Origin of the sequence: Pseudomonas sp. (assembly GCF_051660785.1) — a bacterium.
Lineage (GTDB): Bacteria > Pseudomonadota > Gammaproteobacteria > Pseudomonadales > Pseudomonadaceae > Aquipseudomonas.
The window spans coordinates 127,923-145,301 of sequence record NZ_JBOFQE010000038.1 but is presented as its reverse complement, the minus strand read 5'-3'; the positions used below and the strand labels follow the sequence as shown (position 1 = coordinate 145,301).

16 protein-coding genes are annotated in these 17,379 nt (G+C 59.8%); 7 read left to right on the top strand and 9 right to left on the bottom strand.

The window, feature by feature from the left end; all coding sequences use genetic code 11:
- Window positions 1–15: 15 nt before the first annotated feature.
- From etfA to ACRC4F_RS09065, 5 genes are all read right to left on the bottom strand, one after another.
- On the bottom strand, window positions 16–1,236 hold the full coding sequence (gene etfA, locus ACRC4F_RS09085; RefSeq protein ID WP_438658993.1) for an electron transfer flavoprotein subunit alpha: 1,221 nt from the start codon (window positions 1,234–1,236) through the stop codon (window positions 16–18).
- The gene (dgcB, locus tag ACRC4F_RS09080) at window positions 1,236–3,185 is read right to left on the bottom strand and encodes a dimethylglycine demethylation protein DgcB (RefSeq protein ID WP_438658992.1); all 1,950 of its coding nucleotides are present in this window, start codon (window positions 3,183–3,185) and stop codon (window positions 1,236–1,238) included. The genes etfA and dgcB overlap by 1 nt, the downstream gene beginning before the upstream one ends.
- Window positions 3,186–3,356: 171 nt before the next feature.
- Window positions 3,357–5,417, bottom strand: a complete 2,061-nt coding sequence (gene dgcA, locus ACRC4F_RS09075) for a dimethylglycine demethylation protein DgcA (RefSeq protein WP_415758822.1) — start codon at window positions 5,415–5,417, stop codon at window positions 3,357–3,359.
- A gap of 15 nt (window positions 5,418–5,432) precedes the next feature.
- Entirely contained in the window at window positions 5,433–5,963 is a 531-nt protein-coding gene (locus tag ACRC4F_RS09070) for a DUF5943 domain-containing protein (protein ID WP_008033249.1), read from the bottom strand.
- Window positions 5,964–6,041: 78 nt separating this feature from the next.
- A complete protein-coding gene (locus tag ACRC4F_RS09065) occupies window positions 6,042–7,019 on the bottom strand; it encodes a dipeptidase (protein WP_008033250.1) in 978 nt (325 codons plus the stop codon).
- A 236-nt stretch (window positions 7,020–7,255) separates the two neighbouring features.
- Between ACRC4F_RS09065 and ACRC4F_RS09060 the strand changes: the two genes are divergently transcribed.
- Window positions 7,256–7,657: a lysozyme inhibitor LprI family protein gene (locus ACRC4F_RS09060; RefSeq protein WP_094470273.1), complete on the top strand. Its 402-nt coding sequence runs from the start codon at window positions 7,256–7,258 to the stop codon at window positions 7,655–7,657.
- Window positions 7,658–7,662: 5 nt separating this feature from the next.
- Here ACRC4F_RS09060 and ACRC4F_RS09055 read toward each other — a convergent pair whose 3' ends face one another.
- The 3 genes from ACRC4F_RS09055 to ACRC4F_RS09045 form a co-directional block, all read right to left on the bottom strand.
- A complete protein-coding gene (locus tag ACRC4F_RS09055) occupies window positions 7,663–8,901 on the bottom strand; it encodes a type II toxin-antitoxin system HipA family toxin (RefSeq protein WP_438658991.1) in 1,239 nt (412 codons plus the stop codon).
- Window positions 8,898–9,194, bottom strand: a complete 297-nt coding sequence (locus ACRC4F_RS09050; protein ID WP_438658990.1) for a helix-turn-helix domain-containing protein — start codon at window positions 9,192–9,194, stop codon at window positions 8,898–8,900. The genes ACRC4F_RS09055 and ACRC4F_RS09050 overlap by 4 nt, the downstream gene beginning before the upstream one ends.
- Window positions 9,195–9,490: 296 nt before the next feature.
- Complete coding sequence (locus ACRC4F_RS09045; protein WP_438658989.1) at window positions 9,491–10,462, bottom strand: tyrosinase family protein; 972 nt, start codon at window positions 10,460–10,462, stop codon at window positions 9,491–9,493.
- Window positions 10,463–10,687: 225 nt separating this feature from the next.
- Between ACRC4F_RS09045 and ACRC4F_RS09040 the strand changes: the two genes are divergently transcribed.
- Window positions 10,688–11,104 carry a DUF3010 family protein gene (locus tag ACRC4F_RS09040; protein ID WP_438658988.1) on the top strand — a complete coding sequence of 139 codons (417 nt, stop codon included), beginning with the start codon at window positions 10,688–10,690 and terminating at the stop codon, window positions 11,102–11,104.
- A 110-nt stretch (window positions 11,105–11,214) separates the two neighbouring features.
- Here the strand turns inward: ACRC4F_RS09040 and ACRC4F_RS09035 are convergent, their stop codons facing one another.
- A complete protein-coding gene (locus ACRC4F_RS09035; protein ID WP_438658987.1) occupies window positions 11,215–12,165 on the bottom strand; it encodes a GlxA family transcriptional regulator in 951 nt (316 codons plus the stop codon).
- A 210-nt stretch (window positions 12,166–12,375) separates the two neighbouring features.
- On the opposite strand from ACRC4F_RS09035, the gene choX reads away from it, so the two are divergent.
- From choX to ACRC4F_RS09010, 5 genes are all read left to right on the top strand, one after another.
- The gene (choX, locus tag ACRC4F_RS09030; RefSeq protein WP_438658986.1) at window positions 12,376–13,320 is read left to right on the top strand and encodes a choline ABC transporter substrate-binding protein; all 945 of its coding nucleotides are present in this window, start codon (window positions 12,376–12,378) and stop codon (window positions 13,318–13,320) included.
- A 75-nt stretch (window positions 13,321–13,395) separates the two neighbouring features.
- On the top strand, window positions 13,396–14,283 hold the full coding sequence (locus tag ACRC4F_RS09025; RefSeq protein WP_017341199.1) for a 3-keto-5-aminohexanoate cleavage protein: 888 nt from the start codon (window positions 13,396–13,398) through the stop codon (window positions 14,281–14,283).
- A gap of 151 nt (window positions 14,284–14,434) precedes the next feature.
- Entirely contained in the window at window positions 14,435–15,400 is a 966-nt protein-coding gene (locus ACRC4F_RS09020) for an L-carnitine dehydrogenase (protein WP_077747265.1), read from the top strand.
- Between the two features lie 224 nt (window positions 15,401–15,624).
- Entirely contained in the window at window positions 15,625–16,101 is a 477-nt protein-coding gene (locus tag ACRC4F_RS09015) for a thioesterase family protein (protein WP_438658985.1), read from the top strand.
- Between the two features lie 14 nt (window positions 16,102–16,115).
- A complete protein-coding gene (locus tag ACRC4F_RS09010; protein WP_438658984.1) occupies window positions 16,116–17,276 on the top strand; it encodes a gamma-butyrobetaine dioxygenase in 1,161 nt (386 codons plus the stop codon).
- Window positions 17,277–17,379 lie beyond the last annotated feature (103 nt).

Here is a 17,379-nt window from a genome sequence, read left to right as displayed (position 1 = left end):
AACCCTTTCCTTTCCTTAAGCCGCATCGCGCTTGGCTTCATTGCGGTAAGCCTCTACCGCATCGATCAAGGCTTGAAGAATCTCGGCACTCTCACCGATCACCGACAGGTCGGCGCGTTTGATCATGTCGCAACCCGGATCGAGGTTGATCGCCACCACCTTGTCGCAGGCACCGATGCCTTGCAGGTGCTGGATCGCCCCGGAAATCCCCACCGCTACGTAAACCCGTGCGGTGACCCAGGTGCCGGACGCACCGACCTGACGGTCGCGCGCCATGAAGCCATCGTCCACTGCCACTCGGGACGCGCCTTCGGTGGCGCCGAGCGCTTCGGCTGTCCTGTGGAAAAGTCCCCAGTCCTTGACGCCGTTGCCGCCCGAGAAGATGAACTCCGCTTCAGCCATCGGAATGGCCGCCGGATCCACGGCCACAGCGCCCAGGTCCTCGATGCGCGACAAGCTTCGTGCGACCGCTGTGGATAACTCCACCGGCAAGGCTTCGTGACGGGTTTCGCTGACCGGTTCGGCGCATTCGACGGCAGCCAGGATCAGGCGTGCAACCGGGCGTGCAAGATCTTGCAGACCCGCACCGGCGCGGCCGATGCATTCTTGATCCTTGACCTGCCAGACCCGTGTGGCCGGGCGTTCACCCAGTGCAGCGGCAAAGCGTCGACCGAGCTCGCCGCCACCGCTGCGGCTGTCCGGCAGCAGCCAGTGACGCGGGCTGAACTGGTTATCCACAGCCCGCAGGCCCTGGACCCGTTGTTCCGGTGCATAACCACTGAATTCGTCGCCATCCAGGACCAGCAAGCGATCGACGCCGGCGGTGGCGAAGGCGTTTTCCTTGTGTTCGCCGAAGACCACAGCCAGTACCGCGCCGTCCTTGCCGGCCAACTGGTGGGCCAAGCCGAGCAAGTCGCGGTCGTGACTGCTCAAGCGGCCGCCGACCATGTCCGGCACAACGCTGATGTAAAACGCAGGCGCAGGCACTTGATGCAGCGGAAGTTGCACTTCAACAGCAGCCGAGCGTTTGGTCGCCCCGCCCTGCTGCGCGCCGCTACGGTCGATGCGCTTGATGCCGTTCGGACCGATAAAACCGATGCCATGCAAGTTCTTGCGGATGACGCCGTTAGGCCCCATCCAGCTGTGTTGCGCCGGTTGCATGGCCGCGTGCAGCGGATGCAGGCGGTTACGGGCAATCCATTCGGCGCGGGGGTCGCGGCGGATAATGTCGCTCATCAGTGGGCCTCCGCAGGTTCACGTTGGGCCGGGGTGGTCGGCTTGCTTGGGGTGGCGTCTTCGAGCAAGGCGTCTGCTACCAGTTCGGCGATGTCCTTGATCAGCGGACGCGGTTCGACCACGCCTTCGAGCATCGCGGTGCACTGTGGGCAACCCACGGCCACCAGTTCGGCGCCGGTTTCGCGAATGTCTTCCATGCGCATGTCGGGGATACGTTGTTTGCCCGGAATGTCAGTGATCGGTGCACCGCCACCACCGCCGCAGCAGCGCGAACGGAAACCGGAGCGTTGCATCTCTTTCACTTCGATTCCCAAAGCACGCAGCACTTCACGCGGCGCCTCGTATTCGCCGTTGTAGCGACCGAGGTAGCACGGGTCGTGATAGGTCACGCTGCTGCCTTTGTGCTGGCCGAGGTTCAAGGCGCCAGCGCCGATGATCTCGGCCATGTAGGTGCTGTGGTGCTGCACGAGGTAGTTGCCGTCGAAGGCGCCGTACTCGTTTTTCAGCACGTGAAAGCTGTGCGGGTCGCAGGTGACGATGCGGTTGAAGCTGTACTTGGCCAGGGTCTGGATGTTGCGTTTGGCCAACAACTGGAAAGTCGCTTCGTCGCCCAGGCGTCGGGCTACGTCACCGCTGTCGCGCTCTTCAAGACCGAGTACCGCGAAGTCGACCTTGGCCGCTTTCAGCACTTTGACGAAGGCACGCAATGTGCGCTGGTTGCGCATGTCGAAAGCACCGTCGCCGACCCAGAACAGCACGTCGACCGATTTCCTCTCGCTGAGCAGATTAAGGTTCAAGTCCGCCGCCCAGTTCATCCGCCCGCCCGGCGCAAAGCCGCCAGGGTTGTCGGTGGCGATCAGGTTTTCCAGGACTTCGGCGCCCTTGTTCGGGGTCGCGCCTTTTTCCAGAGTCAGATGGCGGCGCATGTCGACGATGGCATCGACGTGCTCGATCATCATCGGGCACTCCTCGACGCAGGCGCGGCAAGTGGTGCAGGACCACAGGGTTTCGGCGTCCACCAGACCGTTGACGATCGGTTGATGCGGATTGCCCGCGTGTTCGCCAATGGCTTTGCCCGGATACGGGCTGCCGGCGAACTTCGCATCGGTGCCACCGGCCAGGCCAACCACCATGTCCTGAATCAGTTTTTTCGGGTTCAGCGGCTGGCCGGCAGCGAACGCCGGGCAGGCGGCTTCGCATTTACCACACTGCACGCAGGCGTCGAAACCGAGCAGCTGGTTCCAGGTGAAATCCTTGGGTTTTTCCACGCCCAGCGGCGCGGTCGGGTCGTTCAGATCCAGCGGTTTCAATCCGGTGGAGCGACCGCCACCAAAACGTTCGGCGCGACGGTGCCAGGCCAGGTGCAAGGCACCGGCGAAGGCGTGCTTCATCGGCCCGCCCCAGGTCATGCCGAAGAACAGTTCGCTGACGCCCCACAGCACACCGATGCCGAGAATTGCAGCCACCACCCAGCCGCCGAAGTTTTCCGGGAGGATGCCGGCGACCGGCAGGGTCAACAGGAAGAAGCTCGCCGAGAACGCCAACAAGCTCTTCGGCAGACGCATCCACGGTCCTTTGGACAGGCGAGCCGGTGGGTTGCGACGACGCAGGTAGACAAAGATCGCACCGACGAACATCACCACCGTCATCAACAACAGCGCGTAGCCGAGGATGCGGTTATGCAGGCCGATACCGTGAACCAGAATCGCCAGCACAACGGACGCCACCGCACCACCGGCCGTGGCCACGTGGGTGTTGGCGATGTATTTGTCCCGCGCGACGACGTGGTGCAAGTCGACCATGTAGCGCTTGGGCATGGCGAACAGGCCGCCGATCAGGTCGACTTTCGAAGCTCGACCTCGGCGCCACATGGCCACCCGCCGCAACGCGCCGAGGACAGCGAGGCCCAGGGCAGCGAACAACAGGATTGGAAGAAGGGTGTTCAACATGGTGGAGCTCCCAAAGACCGCAGGGTCTTGCAGGCACAGAAACCTGGGTGTCTTGCTCAATTCCTGTGGGAGCTAGCCTGCTAGCGAAGACGGACTGACATTCAACATTGATGTCGACTGATCCACCGCTTTCGCGAGCAGGCTCGCTCCCACAGGGTTATCTACAAGCCGTTAGAAATCCTTACAGAGGCGCAACGCGTCGTAGATCGCCGCGTGGGTGTTGCGTTGCGCCACACAGTCGCCGATGCGGAACAGCAAGTAGCCGTCGCCCGGTTGACTCAACGAAGGTTGCGGCTTGATCGCGAACAGGGCTTCGATGTCCATCTGGCCTTTGTTGCGCGAGCCTTCCTTCATGGCGTAATAGATTTCTTCGTCCGGACGCACGCCGTTTTCGACGACGACCTGGTCCACCACCCGCTCCTCTTTGGCGCCGGTGTATTCGTTTTCCAGCACCGCCACCAGCTTGTCGCCTTCGCGGTAGACCTTCTCGAGCATCATGTCCCCGGTCATGATCACTTCTTTCGGGTACATGCTGCGGTAGTAGGTCGGGAACGAGGTGCCGCCAATCGCTACACCTGGTTTGATGTCGTCGGTGACGATCTCGACCTGGCTGCCCTTGTCGGCGAGGAAGTCGGCAGTCGACATCCCGGTGAATTCGCAAATGGTGTCGTAGACCAGCACGTTCTTGCCCGGCGCAACCTTGCCGTCAAGGATGTCCCAGCTGCTGACCACCAGGCCTTCAGCCGCGCCCCAATGTTCGTTCTGCTCCAGGAATGGATGACCGCCGACGGCGAGCACCACCACGTCTGGACGCAGGTCGAGAATAGTCGCTGCATCCGCCGCCACGCCCAGGCGCAGATCGACTTTCAAACGCGCCAATTCCAGTTGGAACCAACGGGTGATACCGGCGATCTGGTCACGCTGTGGAGCTTTCGACGCGGTAGTGATCTGGCCGCCGATGAATTCTTTCTTCTCGAACAGAGTCACGTCGTGGCCACGTTCGGCCGACACGCGAGCCGCCTCCATCCCGGCAGGACCGGCACCGACCACCACGACTTTGCGCTTCACACCGGTCGATTTCTCGATGATGTGCGGCACGCCCATGTATTCACGGGAGGTCGCGGCGTTCTGGATGCACAGCACGTCCAGACCCTGGTACTGACGGTCGATGCAGTAGTTGGCGCCGACGCATTGCTTGATCTGGTCAACCTGGCCCATTTTTATCTTGGCGATCAGGTGCGGGTCGGCGATGTGGGCGCGGGTCATGCCGACCATGTCCACATAGCCGCCTTCCAGAATACGGGTCGCCTGGTTCGGGTCCTTGATGTTCTGCGCGTGCAGCACCGGTGCCTTCACCACTTCCTTGATACCGGCGGCCAAGTGCAGGAATGGCTCCGGTGGATAACTCATGTTCGGGATAACGTTGGCCAGGGTGTTGTGGGTGTCACAACCCGAACCCACCACGCCGATGAAGTCGATCATGCCGGTGTCGTCGTAGTACTTGGCGATCTGCTTCATGTCTTCGTGGGACAAGCCGTCCGGGTGGAATTCGTCACCGCACAGACGGATGCCGACGCAGAAATCCGGGCCGACTTCAGCCCGCACAGCCTTGATCACTTCCAGGCCGAAACGCATGCGGTTCTCGAAGCTGCCGCCCCATTCATCGGTACGTTTGTTGACCCGTGGGCTCCAGAACTGGTCGATCATGTGCTGGTGCACGGCGGACAGTTCGACGCCGTCGAGGCCACCGGCCTTGGCCCGTGCCGCAGCGCTGGCGTAATTGCCGATCACCCGCCAGATTTCTTCCGGCTCGATGGTTTTGCAGGTCGCACGGTGCACCGGCTCGCGGATGCCCGACGGCGACAGCAGGGTTGGCCAATGCTCGCCGTCCCAACGGGAACGACGACCCATGTGGGTAATCTGGATCATGATCTTGGCGCCATGCTTGTGCATGGCATCGGCCAGGTTCTGGAAGTGCGGAATGATCCGGTCATCGGCCAGGTTGACCGACTTCCACCAGCCTTGCGGGCTGTCGATGGCCACACTGGAAGAACCGCCGCAAATCGCCAGGCCGATCCCGCCCTTGGCTTTCTCTTCGTAATACTTGACGTACCGGTCGGTGGTCATGCCGCCGTCGGTGGCATACACCTCGGCGTGCGCGGTGCTGAGCACGCGGTTGCGGATGGTCAGTTTGCCGATCTGGATCGGCTGGAACATTGCTTCGAAAGCCATGGCGGGTTCCTCGACTTACAACGGCTTGACGGTGAACAAACCGTCGTCGTGGCCTTCTTCGGAGCCACCGTAGACTTGTTCGGCAACGGTGCGGATCTTGCTGCCGCGGGCCTGCAGAATCTGGTCCATCGCGCCGGCAAACCAACCGGTGAACATGTAGTCGACCTTGCGCCCGACCTTGCCGTACACGTAGACGAACGCCGAGTGTTCGAGCTTGACGCTGGCGGTGCCTTTGTCGAGGTCGATGTCCTGGATCTTGAACAGGCCCCAGCCGCGCTGCGACAGGCGCTTCATGTAGTGCTCAAACACCGCAACGCCTTCCAGGCCGTGGCATTCAGCTTCTTTTTCACACCAGTGCCAGGCGGATTTGTAGCCGGCCTTGTAGAGGATCTCGGCGTAGGCGTCGGCGCCCAGCACTTCCTCGATGCCCATGTGGTTATTCACAAAGAAATGACGCGGTACGTACAGCATTGGCAGGGCGTCGGAGGTCCAGACACCGGTTTCGCTGTCGACTTCGATTGGCAATTGCGGGGCGATCTTGGCCATGGAAACTTAACTCCAGAAAAATTTTGGTGTTGCCCCCGGCACGGACGGCCGGGGGAAAGGATTCAGAGGTGCTGCGGCTTACTCGCCCCAGACGTCCTTGAGAACGTTGACCCAGTTCTCGCCCATGATCTTGCGGACCACGCGCTCGGAGTGGCCGCGCTTGAGCAGGGTTTCGGTCAGGTTCGGGAACTCGCCGACGGTGCGGATGCCCAGCGGGTTGATGATCTTGCCGAAGCTGGTCAGACGGCGGGCGTAGCCCTTGTCATGGGTCAGGTATTCGAAGAAGTCCTGACCATGGCCCTGGGTGAAGTCGGTGCCGATGCCGATGGCGTCTTCGCCGACGATGTTCATGGTGTATTCGATGGCTTCGGCGTAATCGTCGATGGTCGAATCGATGCCTTTGGCCAGGAATGGCGCGAACATGGTCACACCGACGAAACCGCCGTGATCGGCGATGAACTTCAGTTCTTCATCGGATTTGTTGCGCGGGTGAATTTTCAGGCCCGACGGCAGGCAATGGGAGTAGCAGACCGGCTTCTTGGATTCGAGGATGACTTCTTCGGAGGTTTTCGAACCCACGTGGGACAGGTCGCACATGACGCCGACGCGGTTCATCTCGGCAACGATTTCACGACCGAAGCCCGACAGGCCGCCGTCGCGCTCGTAGCAGCCGGTACCGACCAGGTTCTGGGTGTTGTAGCACATCTGCACGATACCGACGCCGAGCTGCTTGAACACCTCGACATAGCCGATCTGGTCTTCAAACGCGTGAGCATTCTGAAAGCCGAAGAGGATGCCGGTCTTGCCCTGCTCCTTGGCCTTGCGGATATCGGCGGTGGTGCGAACCGGAATCACCAGGTCGCTGTTCTCGCGGATCAGCTTCTGGCTGGCGGCGATGTTGTTGACGGTGGCCTGGAAGCCCTCCCACACCGACACGGTGCAGTTGGCCGCGGTCAGACCGCCCTTGCGCATGTCTTCGAACAGCTCACGGTTCCACTTGGCAATAATCAGCCCGTCGATAACGATGCTGTCGGCGTGCAATTCGGCTGGGCTCATCAGGCTGTCCCCTATTAGCGATTCATGCGCCGAATCGTGTGCCGGCGCTTTGGGGCCAGCATATGCCTGAGTACCGGTGCAGCCGGGTGCAAAAACGACAGGGGGTTTGCCGAAAGCGTCAATCCGCGACAAAGGGTCGTTGATGGACGCAATCGCCCACCTGTTCAAGGGCCGCTGCTTGGGCCAGAATTCGCTGCATTACTGGATTAGCACTGAAAAATAGGGGCTGCGTCGCAATGAGAACGATCTTCCTGGCTTTGGCACTGATAGCGACCGGCGTACACGCGGCGGAAGAGGCTGACGACAACCCTTGCGACAAGGTCGAAAACGACGTCCAGACCCTGGAATGCTCCGCCTACAGCCGAACCACCGCCGAAGACCTGCTCAAAGACAACTACCAAAGCCTGAACGAGCGCATGCAAACGGCCTACGGCAAGAACCCGGCCCAACTGACCGACATCACCGCCAAGCTCAAGGCCGCGCAACAGCAGTGGCTGAAAACCCGGGATGCGGATTGCGCGGTCGAGGCGTTTCCGGCGACCAGTGGTAGCAAGGCGTTCACCATTGCGCAGAATGATTGCGTGGCGCGGATGAGTGATGAGCGGTCGGAGTTTTTGGAGTCGATCGGGCAGGAGTGACGGCGTCAGAGCGCCTGCCACACTGACTCAAGGGCGGTCAGCATTTTTTTGCTTTCCGCTTTTTCGATATCCAGATTGGCGCAACAGTTAACCCAATCCGAAAAAGCATCCAGCGTCTGCTCGATGTAGCGTTCGGGCTCAAGGAAACTGAACGGCTTGCAAACTTCAATGAGTGCCTTGCCCGTGGGTTTGCCTCTTCCCGCGAAAGCGGTGGTGTGCTCATTACCTCGCCCTGCGGTACTGGAAAAGGTCAGGTCGTAGGCCGGTGCCATTTTCCAGCCATCCTTGCCGCCAAAAAACGAGAAGTTCTTCGCATGATCATCGTGGTTATGAGCAAGAGCATTGAAGACCATCAACCGAGCCATTTTCTCGACCTCGGCAGCGTCCTTGGTCATTGCCAAGGTCGCTCGTAGCAAATCACTGTAATCGAGGCTTGGCGTACGGAAGTCGGCGTATAAAATCGCCGCAGCGGTCAGCATGTGGCGCTTGGCACCGTCTTCCCGATCAAAGCGTTTCGTGGCGAAAAACTGCTCTGCTCCCTTGCTGGTTTCTACCTGAAACAGTTTCGACTCGGAAATTTCGACCCCAGCCCGGCGAGCTGTCAGAGCATAAGCCTGCTCAATAGCACCGCTATCTCGATGCTCCTCCTCGCAGCGAAATTTGATCAACCAGTGCTCATATCCCTTGGGCATTTCACCGAATGACGAAACAGCGCGATGCTTGTCCGGCGAAAGGCCTATCACCGCTTTGGGACGGGCACCACCGGGTGAGCCACCCGCCAATCGCAGAGAATTGATAACCTCGTCGGCGCTGCCTGAAAGTATTGTTTGTGAAGCCTCGTAGAGCGCAGCCAGATCAAGGTCTTCGTCTGCTTCAACAGTTTCAAACATCGGCACGTATTCAAGCGCGCCCATGCTGCGATTACCCATATAGGCCAGACGATCCAGCGGGCCGATTGCGTGACGCTCGACGCCCAACTGACTGCGAAAGAACCGATCCATGAGCAGCAATCCCCAGCCATCGGGCAACGAATCGCTGAAGGCACCGTGCAGGCCGTCAAACAGCAGCGGATCAGCCGCCTTCTGGGGTTTGACCGAGAAATCCATATGAAACGGCGCGAGGTTGAATCCTTTCGCCAACCAGCCCGGGTCATAGGAAAAGAACACACCCTGACGAGGAATCGCGACCAGTTCACCGACCCGTGATCCTTGAAGCATGACGCTGAGTGCGTTGACGGATTTCATTGTCGGCCACGAGCCCTTTCGTAGTTTTTCAGTTCTTGAAGCGTCAGCGACTGGGTAGAGGCGAACAAATGGGTCAGCGGTTCCTCTACCCCGAGACAGATCGAAATCAGCAACAAACCGTCCAGCGAAATCTTCCCGGTCGTTTCAAAGCGCTTGATGTTTGACTCAGGGACACCTGATTTTTGCGCGAGCGTGCGCCGCGAAAGGTTTTTGCTGAGCCTCAGACGCTTGGCATTCCCGGCAATCTGTAAAGCAATCTCTCCGGGGGAATAGAGGATATGGGTAAGGGCCATGAGTCGACCTCGTTTGGAGTGTGAGCAAGTGTAGCAGCGCAAGAAACAAGTTTCTTTTAACGGACTATATATGGCTACCTATATCGATTATTTTTGCTTTATGGACAACATTTTGTCTTTAACAATCACAATACCGATAACCACTCTCTCCGCACAAGGCGGACCGTGAAAGAGTTGCAGTGGCGTTTGGCATCAACGCCGATCAACTTGATCTGTAAGAAATGAGCCAAAAAATAGCAGCCGTCGGCAGGCTGCGATCTTTTGGCCCTCCCACTGATTTACTGATTCAATCCTAGTCACTCCAGAAACGGCGATTTATTACGTCGCTGAGGTACCAACATCACGCTTGGCGCCTGCTCGTACTCGTAATCCAACGCTTCAATGTCCATGACCTCGCTGATCTTTAGCGCCCAGGGTTTGAGCACGTCATGGTAATTGTGGCCTTCAGGGCCGTTCGTAAGTGGCGCGTAATGCGGCGCCCATTGATCGTTGTCTTGTGCCATCCGCGCTTGCCAGTCAGCCCAGACTTTGTCGATGAAACAGTGATGAAGAAAGAACACCGGGTCATCTGGAGAAGTCATCGGCAGCATGTTGCCACCCACCCAAAGATGAACCCGATTGTGCAACTGGGAACTCGAGGTTTTGACCTGAGGATCGCCTCGCTGTGTGATCCAGCCTTCCAGACGGTTTCTGAAACCGCGTACGCAATGACTGGAGTCGTACGGCGGCGTGTCATACAAGCTCTCGCGCATGGCCATCTGCAGATCTTCAGGGGTGGGCAGGGAGTTCACCACCAGACCGAACTGACGCTTCAATCCCCGCCCTGGCAGACCGTCATCAGGGTATGGCGGGACGTCCCAATTCCCGTTCTTGTAGGCAAAAGGACCACTTGCCACCCGCCATTCGTCGCTCTCCACACCATTGCCACCCATGAAGTCGGCTTTCCACACCGGGGAGTTCAGCGGATCGGAGAAATCCTCTGTCCAGTTCCAGTAAGGAATGGTGATCGAACGGTCGATAGCCTGAAGATCAGCTTCAAACTGAAGCAGGAACGCTCGATGCCACGGCAGGAATGACGGCCCCCGATGGGCACCGTTTCTGTAGTTGGGGTCGTTCGGCTCATGGGATAGAACGGTGGGCACCATGACGTGATGATGCTGATGCACATACTGATCGTAACGGCCTGACGCCTTGAGCTGGAGACACGCGGCGACAAATTTCTGTTTTTCAGCATCGGTCAACGAACGAACATTTTTCCGAAGTTTCATCTGACCCGATCCTTGAGTGGTTAACAGTACTGAAGGCCCTGAACTGGGCTGGTGTCGATTAAACATAGGCATGGCACTGATCGGCGTCTACTGTCAGAAATAACAGGTCAATGTGGGTTGCCGACGAACGGTCAGAGTTAGGCTGCGGCCACGCGGCGAGATGACTTCATGCCTCAACTACGTCAACATCAAGGCCATCCGGCTCGCTCATAGGGACATCAGTTCATGAAAATCTGCGGCATCGAAATCAAAGGCAGCGAAGCGATCATCGCCGTGGCCTCGCTGGACGGTCAGACGTTGAGCCACGACGCTCTGGCCACCAAGAAAATCGCCCTCGACGATGACGACGAAGCCGCAAACGTCAAAGTGTTTGCTGCTCAGGTGGCGTCGTTTGTGCGTGAGAATTCCATCGACCGGATTGCGATCAAGAAGCGCAGCAAGAAAGGTGAGTTTGCCGGTGGGCCGACGACGTTCAAGATCGAGGGCGTTTTTCAGTTGCTGGAGAGTTGCGAGGTGACGTTGCTGTCGCCGCAGACGATCAATGCGCAGAACAAGAAGTTTGACTTCGCGCTGCCGGAGACTCTGAACAAGTATCAGCATGAGGCTTATAAAGCGGCCTGCTCCGCCCTGATGAAGAAGTAAGGTTCACACAAAAACTGTGGCGAGGGAGCTTGCTCCCGTTCGACTGCGCAGCAGTCGTTATTGGGGGCCGCTTCGCAGCCAGCGGGAGCAAGCTCCCTCGCCACAATGAATCATTCAACCTGACTAACGCGACGGCGGTCTTCACGCGGACACCGCTCAAACCTCGCCCGATAACTGCGGGTGAAATACGACGGCGATTCAAACCCGCACGCAATGCTCACTTCCAGCACGCTCATGTCGGTCTGCCGCAACAACTGCCTCGCCTTCTCCAGCCTTAACCGCAGATAGAAATTGCTCGGCGTGTCGTTCAAATGCAGCCGAAAAAGGCGCTCCAGCTGCCGCCGCGTCACCTTGATCGACTCCGCCAATTCCAGCGTGCTCAGCGGCGGTTCGCTGTGCTGTTCCATCTCCCCGATCACATGCACCAGTTTCTTGTTGCTGATGCCATACCGCGTGGCGACTTCCATGCGCTGGTGGTCTTTGCGTGGGCGGATGCGGCCGAGCACGAATTGTTCGCTGACCTGGATCGCCAGTTCCGGGCCATGGGCCTGGGCGATGAGGTCGAGCATCAGGTCGATGGACGCGGTACCGCCGGCTGAGGTGATACGCCGGCGGTCGATCTCGAACAGCTCCTGGGTGACGCTGAGCTGTGGATAGGATTCCTTGAACGCGTCGATGGCTTCCCAGTGCAGGGTCAGGCGGTGGCCGTCGAGCAGGCCGGCTTCGGCGAGGACGAAGCTGCCGGTGTCGATGGCGCCGAGGGTGACACCTTCGTTGTCCAGGCGGCGCAGCCAGTGCTCCAGCGCGGGCGTGGCGAATTTCAGCGGTTCGAAACCGGCGACCACCAGCAGGGTTGCACCTTTCTTCAGCGGCTCCAGCGCCGCATCGGCGTTGACCGACATGCCATTGCTGGCCAGAACCGCCCCGCCGTCAGCGCTCAACACGTGCCAGCGATACAACTCGCCGCGAAACCGGTTGGCGACCCGCAGCGGCTCGATCGCCGAGATAAACCCGATGGCCGAGAAACCCGGCATCAACATGAAGTAGAAATCCTGGGACATAGGGCGCACTCGATTGGCAGGTAGCGAGAGGGCGGGGAGCGTGTGGACGTTGATACGCCACTTGCAAGCGGCATTCAAGAGGTCAGGTCGCTGCAGTGCAAGAGCTGGTCGCCGTAGTGCGCTTTGACGGGCCTCAAGCTGCGTAACTTGGCATCACCGGCGCACGAAGACGACCGGACCCACAATAACGAACTGCCGAGGAAACCCGAGATGAAACGACTGATCAGCAGCTGTGTTCTTGCACTCAGCGGTACCGCTTTCCTGAGCGCCAGCGTCATGGCGGCCGAACCTGCTTCATGCCAGAACGTGCGCATGGGCGTCGTGAACTGGACCGACGTGATTGCCACCAGCGCCATGACCCAGGTCCTGCTCGATGGCCTCGGCTACAACACCAAACAAACCAGCGCGTCCCAGCAAATCATCTTCGCCGGGATCCGCGACCAGCGCCTGGACCTGTTCCTGGGCTACTGGAACCCGCTGATGACCCAGACCATCACGCCTTTCGTCGACGCCAACCAGGTCAAGATGCTTGAAGCGCCGAGCCTGAAAGATGCCCGCGCCACTCTCGCCGTACCGACGTACCTCGCCGACAAGGGCCTGAAAACCTTCGCTGACATCGCCAAGTTCGAGAAAGAGCTGGGCGGCAAGATCTACGGCATCGAGCCGGGCTCGGGCGCCAACACCCAGATCAAGGCGATGATCGCCAAGAACCAGTTCGGCCTCGGCAAATTCCAGCTGGTCGAATCCAGTGAGGCCGGCATGCTCGCGGCGGTAGATCGCGCAGTACGTCGCAAAGAGGCTGTGGTGTTCTTCGGCTGGGCGCCGCACCCGATGAACGTCAACGTGCAGATGACTTACCTCACCGGCAGTGAAGACGCCCTCGGCCCGAACGAAGGCATGGCCACGGTCTGGACCGTCACCTCGCCGAACTACGCGCAGCAATGCCCGAACATTGGCAAATTGCTGAGCAACCTGACCTACACCGCCGAAGACGAGAGCCGGATGATGCAACCGCTGCTCGATCACAAGGACGCCTTCGAATCGGCCAAGCAATGGCTGAAAGATCACCCGCAAGACAAGCAACGCTGGCTCGAAGGCGTGACCACCTTCGATGGCAAACCGGCGGCTGAAAATTTGAAACTGACCAGCAAATAAACCCCGATTGAATCACCGACTCGCAGCCCGACCGGGCTGCGAACGGAATCATCACGCCTGCAAGGAACCCGCCTCATGAACCACGACGTCATCATCACCTGCGCACTCACCGGTGCTGGCGACACGACCAGCAAGAGCCCACATGTGCCGGTCACCCCGAAACAAATTGCCGCCGCCGCCGTGGAAGCCGCCAAGGCCGGCGCCACCGTCGTTCACTGCCACGTTCGCAATCCGGAAACCGGCAAGTTCAGCCGTGATGTGGCGCTGTACCGCGAAGTGATGGAGCGCATCCGCGAGGCCGACGTCGACATCATCGTCAACCTCACCGCCGGCATGGGCGGCGACCTGGAAATCGGCGCCGGCGAGAACCCAATGGAGTTCGGCCCGAACACCGATCTGGTCGGCCCGCTGACCCGTCTGGCCCACGTTGAAGAGCTGCTGCCGGAAATCTGCACCCTCGATTGCGGCACCCTGAACTTTGGCGATGGCGACACCATTTACGTGTCCACTCCAGCCCAGCTGCGTGCTGGCGCCAAACGTATTCAAGAGCTGGGCGTAAAGGCCGAGCTGGAAATCTTCGACACCGGTCACCTGTGGTTTGCCAAACAGCTGATCAAGGAAGGCCTGCTTGACGACCCTCTGTTCCAACTGTGCCTGGGGATCCCGTGGGGCGCCCCGGCCGACACCACCACCATGAAAGCCATGGTCGACAACCTGCCCGCGAACGCGGTGTGGGCCGGCTTCGGCATCGGTCGCATGCAAATGCCAATGGCGGCGCAAGCGGTGCTGCTCGGCGGCAACGTGCGGGTCGGTCTGGAAGACAACATCTGGCTGGACAAGGGCGTGCTGGCGACCAACGGCCAACTGGTCGAACGCGCCTCGGAAATCCTCAGCCGCCTCGGCGCCCGCGTCCTGACCCCGGCGGAAGGCCGGGCAAAAATGGGCCTGACCAAGCGCGGTTAAACCCACAACACTTTCCCCCTGTAGGAGCGAGACCGGCTTGCCGGCGATGGCGGTCTTCCTGCCGCAGATGATGCATCGGATGTACCGACGCCATCGCCGGTAAGCCGGTCTCGCTCCCACAGTTTATCCGAGCCAAATTCAGGAAGTCGCCATGAGCTTTATCACCGAAATCAAAACCTTCGCAGCGTTAGGCAGCGGTGTCATCGGCAGCGGCTGGGTATCCCGCGCCCTCGCCCACGGCCTCGATGTTGTCGCCTGGGACCCGGCGCCCGGTGCCGAGGCCGCGCTGCGCAAGCGCGTCGCCAATGCCTGGGGTGCGCTGGAGAAACAAGGCCTGGCGCCGGGTGCCTCGCAGGATCGGTTGCGCTTTGTCGCGACGATTGAAGAGTGCGTTCGTGATGCAGATTTCATTCAGGAAAGCGCTCCGGAACGCCTCGATCTGAAACTGGAATTGCACAGCAAAATCAGTGCAGCGGCCAAGCCCAACGCCTTGATCGGCTCCAGCACCTCGGGCCTGTTGCCGAGCGAGTTTTACGAGAGCTCGACGCACCCGGAGCGCTGCGTGGTGGGGCACCCGTTCAACCCGGTTTACCTGCTGCCCTTGGTGGAAGTGGTCGGCGGTAAAAACACGGCGCCTGAAGCGGTTCAAGCGGCAATGAAAGTGTATGAATCGCTGGGCATGCGTCCGCTGCATGTGCGCAAGGAAGTGCCGGGGTTTATCGCCGACCGCTTGCTGGAAGCGCTGTGGCGTGAGGCGCTGCACCTGGTCAACGATGGTGTGGCGACCACTGGTGAAATTGACGACGCAATTCGCTTTGGCGCGGGGTTGCGCTGGTCGTTCATGGGTACTTTCCTGACCTACACTCTTGCCGGTGGCGATGCGGGGATGCGCCACTTCATGGCGCAGTTCGGTCCGGCATTGCAGTTGCCGTGGACGTACTTGCCAGCGCCGGAACTGACCGACAAGTTGATTGATGATGTGGTGGATGGCACCAGTGATCAGCTGGGGACGCACAGCATTTCGGCGCTGGAGCGCTATCGTGATGATTGCCTGCTCGCGGTGCTGGAGGCGGTGAAGACTACCAAGGAAAAGCATGGGATGGCGTTTGCCGACTGATAGTGATCGGCTTGAATCCACCCCTCACCCTAACCCTCTCCCCAAAGGGGCGAGGGGACTGACCGAGGTGTTCTTGGAGCTACATCGACCTGAAAGTCCGAGTCGAACTCAGGTTCTGAAAAGCCCCCGATCGGCCCCCTTTCCCCCTCTCCCCACTGGGGAGAGGGTTGGGGTGAGGGGTGGATCTTCAATGAAACCCATACCCACCTGCCGGAACCCCAATTATGCCCACCCTCACCACCTACCAAACCAAAATCATCCCCGACTGGGTCGACTACAACGGCCACCTGCGCGATGCCTTCTACCTGCTCATCTTCAGCTACGCCACCGACGCGCTGATGGATTGCTTGGGCATGGACAGCAACAACCGCGAAGCCAGCGGCAATTCGTTGTTCACCCTCGAACTGCACCTCAATTACCTGCACGAAGTGAAGCTCGACGCCGACGTCGAAGTGCACACCCAAATCATCGGCCACGACAGCAAACGCCTGCACCTCTATCACAGCCTGCATCTGGTGGGCGATGACAGGGAACTGGCGGGCAACGAGCAAATGCTCCTGCACGTCGACCTCGCCGGGCCGCGCTCCGCACCGTTCAGCGAAGACACCTTGAGCAAGCTGCAAGCCATCGTTGCCGAGCAAGCCGACCTGCCTACCCCCGCGTACATTGGCCGAGTGATCGCATTACCCCCTAAAAAATAACAAGGAGATCGCCATTGAACACCGCCGCTTTTGCCGACTTCCGTACCTACCCGTTGATCAGCGCGTTGACCGCCGTGCACACCCTGGCGGACCGAATTCAAGTGCAGTGGGCTGACGGCCGGGTCAGCCCGTTTCATCATCAATGGCTTCGCGACAACTGCCCGTGCCCGCACTGTGTCTACACCGTGACTCGCGAGCAAGTGCTGGAAATCGTTGACGTCGCAGAGGACCTGGCGCCCACAGCGGCAAACGTCGATGCCGAAGGTTGCCTCAGCGTCGAATGGCAAGACGGCCACCTCAGCCGCTTCGATCCAGGCTGGCTGCGGGCTCACGCCTATGACGATGAATCCCGCGCCGAACGCCGGGCCGGCAAGCCAAAATCCCGGCTGTGGAAAAGCAACTTGCAGCTGCCGGTGTTCGACTATCAAGTGCTGATGAACGACAACGACGCCTTGCTGCAATGGCTGCTTGCCGTGCGCGATATCGGCCTGACGCAAGTGCGTGGCGTGCCCACCGAACCCGGTTCGCTGAAGCTGATTGCCCAGCGGATTTCCTTCATCCGCGAGAGCAATTTCGGCGTACTGTTCAACGTGCAATCCAAAGCTGATGCCGACAGCAATGCGTACACCGCTTTCAACCTGCCGCTGCACAGCGATTTGCCGACCCGGGAGCTGCAACCGGGGCTGCAATTTCTGCATTGCCTGGTCAATGATGCGGACGGTGGCGAGAGTATTTTCGTTGACGGTTTTGCCATCGCACACGCGTTGCGCGAGGAGGATCCCGAGTCGTTCAAGGCTTTGTGTGAAATCCCCGTCGAGTTTCGCAACAAGGACCGCCACAGCGACTACCGCTGCCTGGCGCCGATCATCGCCCTCGATGCGTTGGGGCAGGTGTCGGAGATCCGCATGGCGAACTTCCTGCGTGGGCCGTTTGATGCCTCGATCGAGGACATGCCCAAGCTGTACCGCGCCTATCGGCGGTTCATTGCGATGACCCGTGAAGCGCGATTCCGAGTGATGACGCGGCTCAATCCCGGCGAGTTGTGGTGCTTCGACAACCGCCGTACCCTCCACGCCCGCAACGCCTTCGACCCCGCCAGTGGCGCCCGGCATTTCCAGGGATGCTATGTCGATCGTGATGAGTTGTTGTCGCGGATATTGGTGCTGCAACGCTAGACCGCGTCATCGTTCATCGCGAGCAGGCTCGCTCCCACAGTTGACCGAGTTCCTTCAGGGGAATGCAGTTAAATGTGGGAGCGAGCCGGCTCCGGGCGGCGTT

Excerpts from the sequence above, each read along its gene's own strand:
- etfA (WP_438658993.1), bottom strand. The coding sequence starts at position 1,236 with ATGAGCGACATTATCCGCCGCGACCCCCGCGCCGAATGGATTGCCCGT.
- dgcB (WP_438658992.1), bottom strand. The coding sequence starts at position 3,185 with ATGTTGAACACCCTTCTTCCAATCCTGTTGTTCGCTGCCCTGGGCCTC.
- dgcA (WP_415758822.1), bottom strand. The coding sequence starts at position 5,417 with ATGGCTTTCGAAGCAATGTTCCAGCCGATCCAGATCGGCAAACTGACC.
- ACRC4F_RS09070 (WP_008033249.1), bottom strand. The coding sequence starts at position 5,963 with ATGGCCAAGATCGCCCCGCAATTGCCAATCGAAGTCGACAGCGAAACC.
- ACRC4F_RS09065 (WP_008033250.1), bottom strand. The coding sequence starts at position 7,019 with ATGAGCCCAGCCGAATTGCACGCCGACAGCATCGTTATCGACGGGCTG.
- ACRC4F_RS09060 (WP_094470273.1), top strand. The coding sequence starts at position 7,256 with ATGAGAACGATCTTCCTGGCTTTGGCACTGATAGCGACCGGCGTACAC.
- ACRC4F_RS09055 (WP_438658991.1), bottom strand. The coding sequence starts at position 8,901 with ATGAAATCCGTCAACGCACTCAGCGTCATGCTTCAAGGATCACGGGTC.
- ACRC4F_RS09050 (WP_438658990.1), bottom strand. The coding sequence starts at position 9,194 with ATGGCCCTTACCCATATCCTCTATTCCCCCGGAGAGATTGCTTTACAG.
- ACRC4F_RS09045 (WP_438658989.1), bottom strand. The coding sequence starts at position 10,462 with ATGAAACTTCGGAAAAATGTTCGTTCGTTGACCGATGCTGAAAAACAG.
- ACRC4F_RS09040 (WP_438658988.1), top strand. The coding sequence starts at position 10,688 with ATGAAAATCTGCGGCATCGAAATCAAAGGCAGCGAAGCGATCATCGCC.
- ACRC4F_RS09035 (WP_438658987.1), bottom strand. The coding sequence starts at position 12,165 with ATGTCCCAGGATTTCTACTTCATGTTGATGCCGGGTTTCTCGGCCATC.
- choX (WP_438658986.1), top strand. The coding sequence starts at position 12,376 with ATGAAACGACTGATCAGCAGCTGTGTTCTTGCACTCAGCGGTACCGCT.
- ACRC4F_RS09025 (WP_017341199.1), top strand. The coding sequence starts at position 13,396 with ATGAACCACGACGTCATCATCACCTGCGCACTCACCGGTGCTGGCGAC.
- ACRC4F_RS09020 (WP_077747265.1), top strand. The coding sequence starts at position 14,435 with ATGAGCTTTATCACCGAAATCAAAACCTTCGCAGCGTTAGGCAGCGGT.
- ACRC4F_RS09015 (WP_438658985.1), top strand. The coding sequence starts at position 15,625 with ATGCCCACCCTCACCACCTACCAAACCAAAATCATCCCCGACTGGGTC.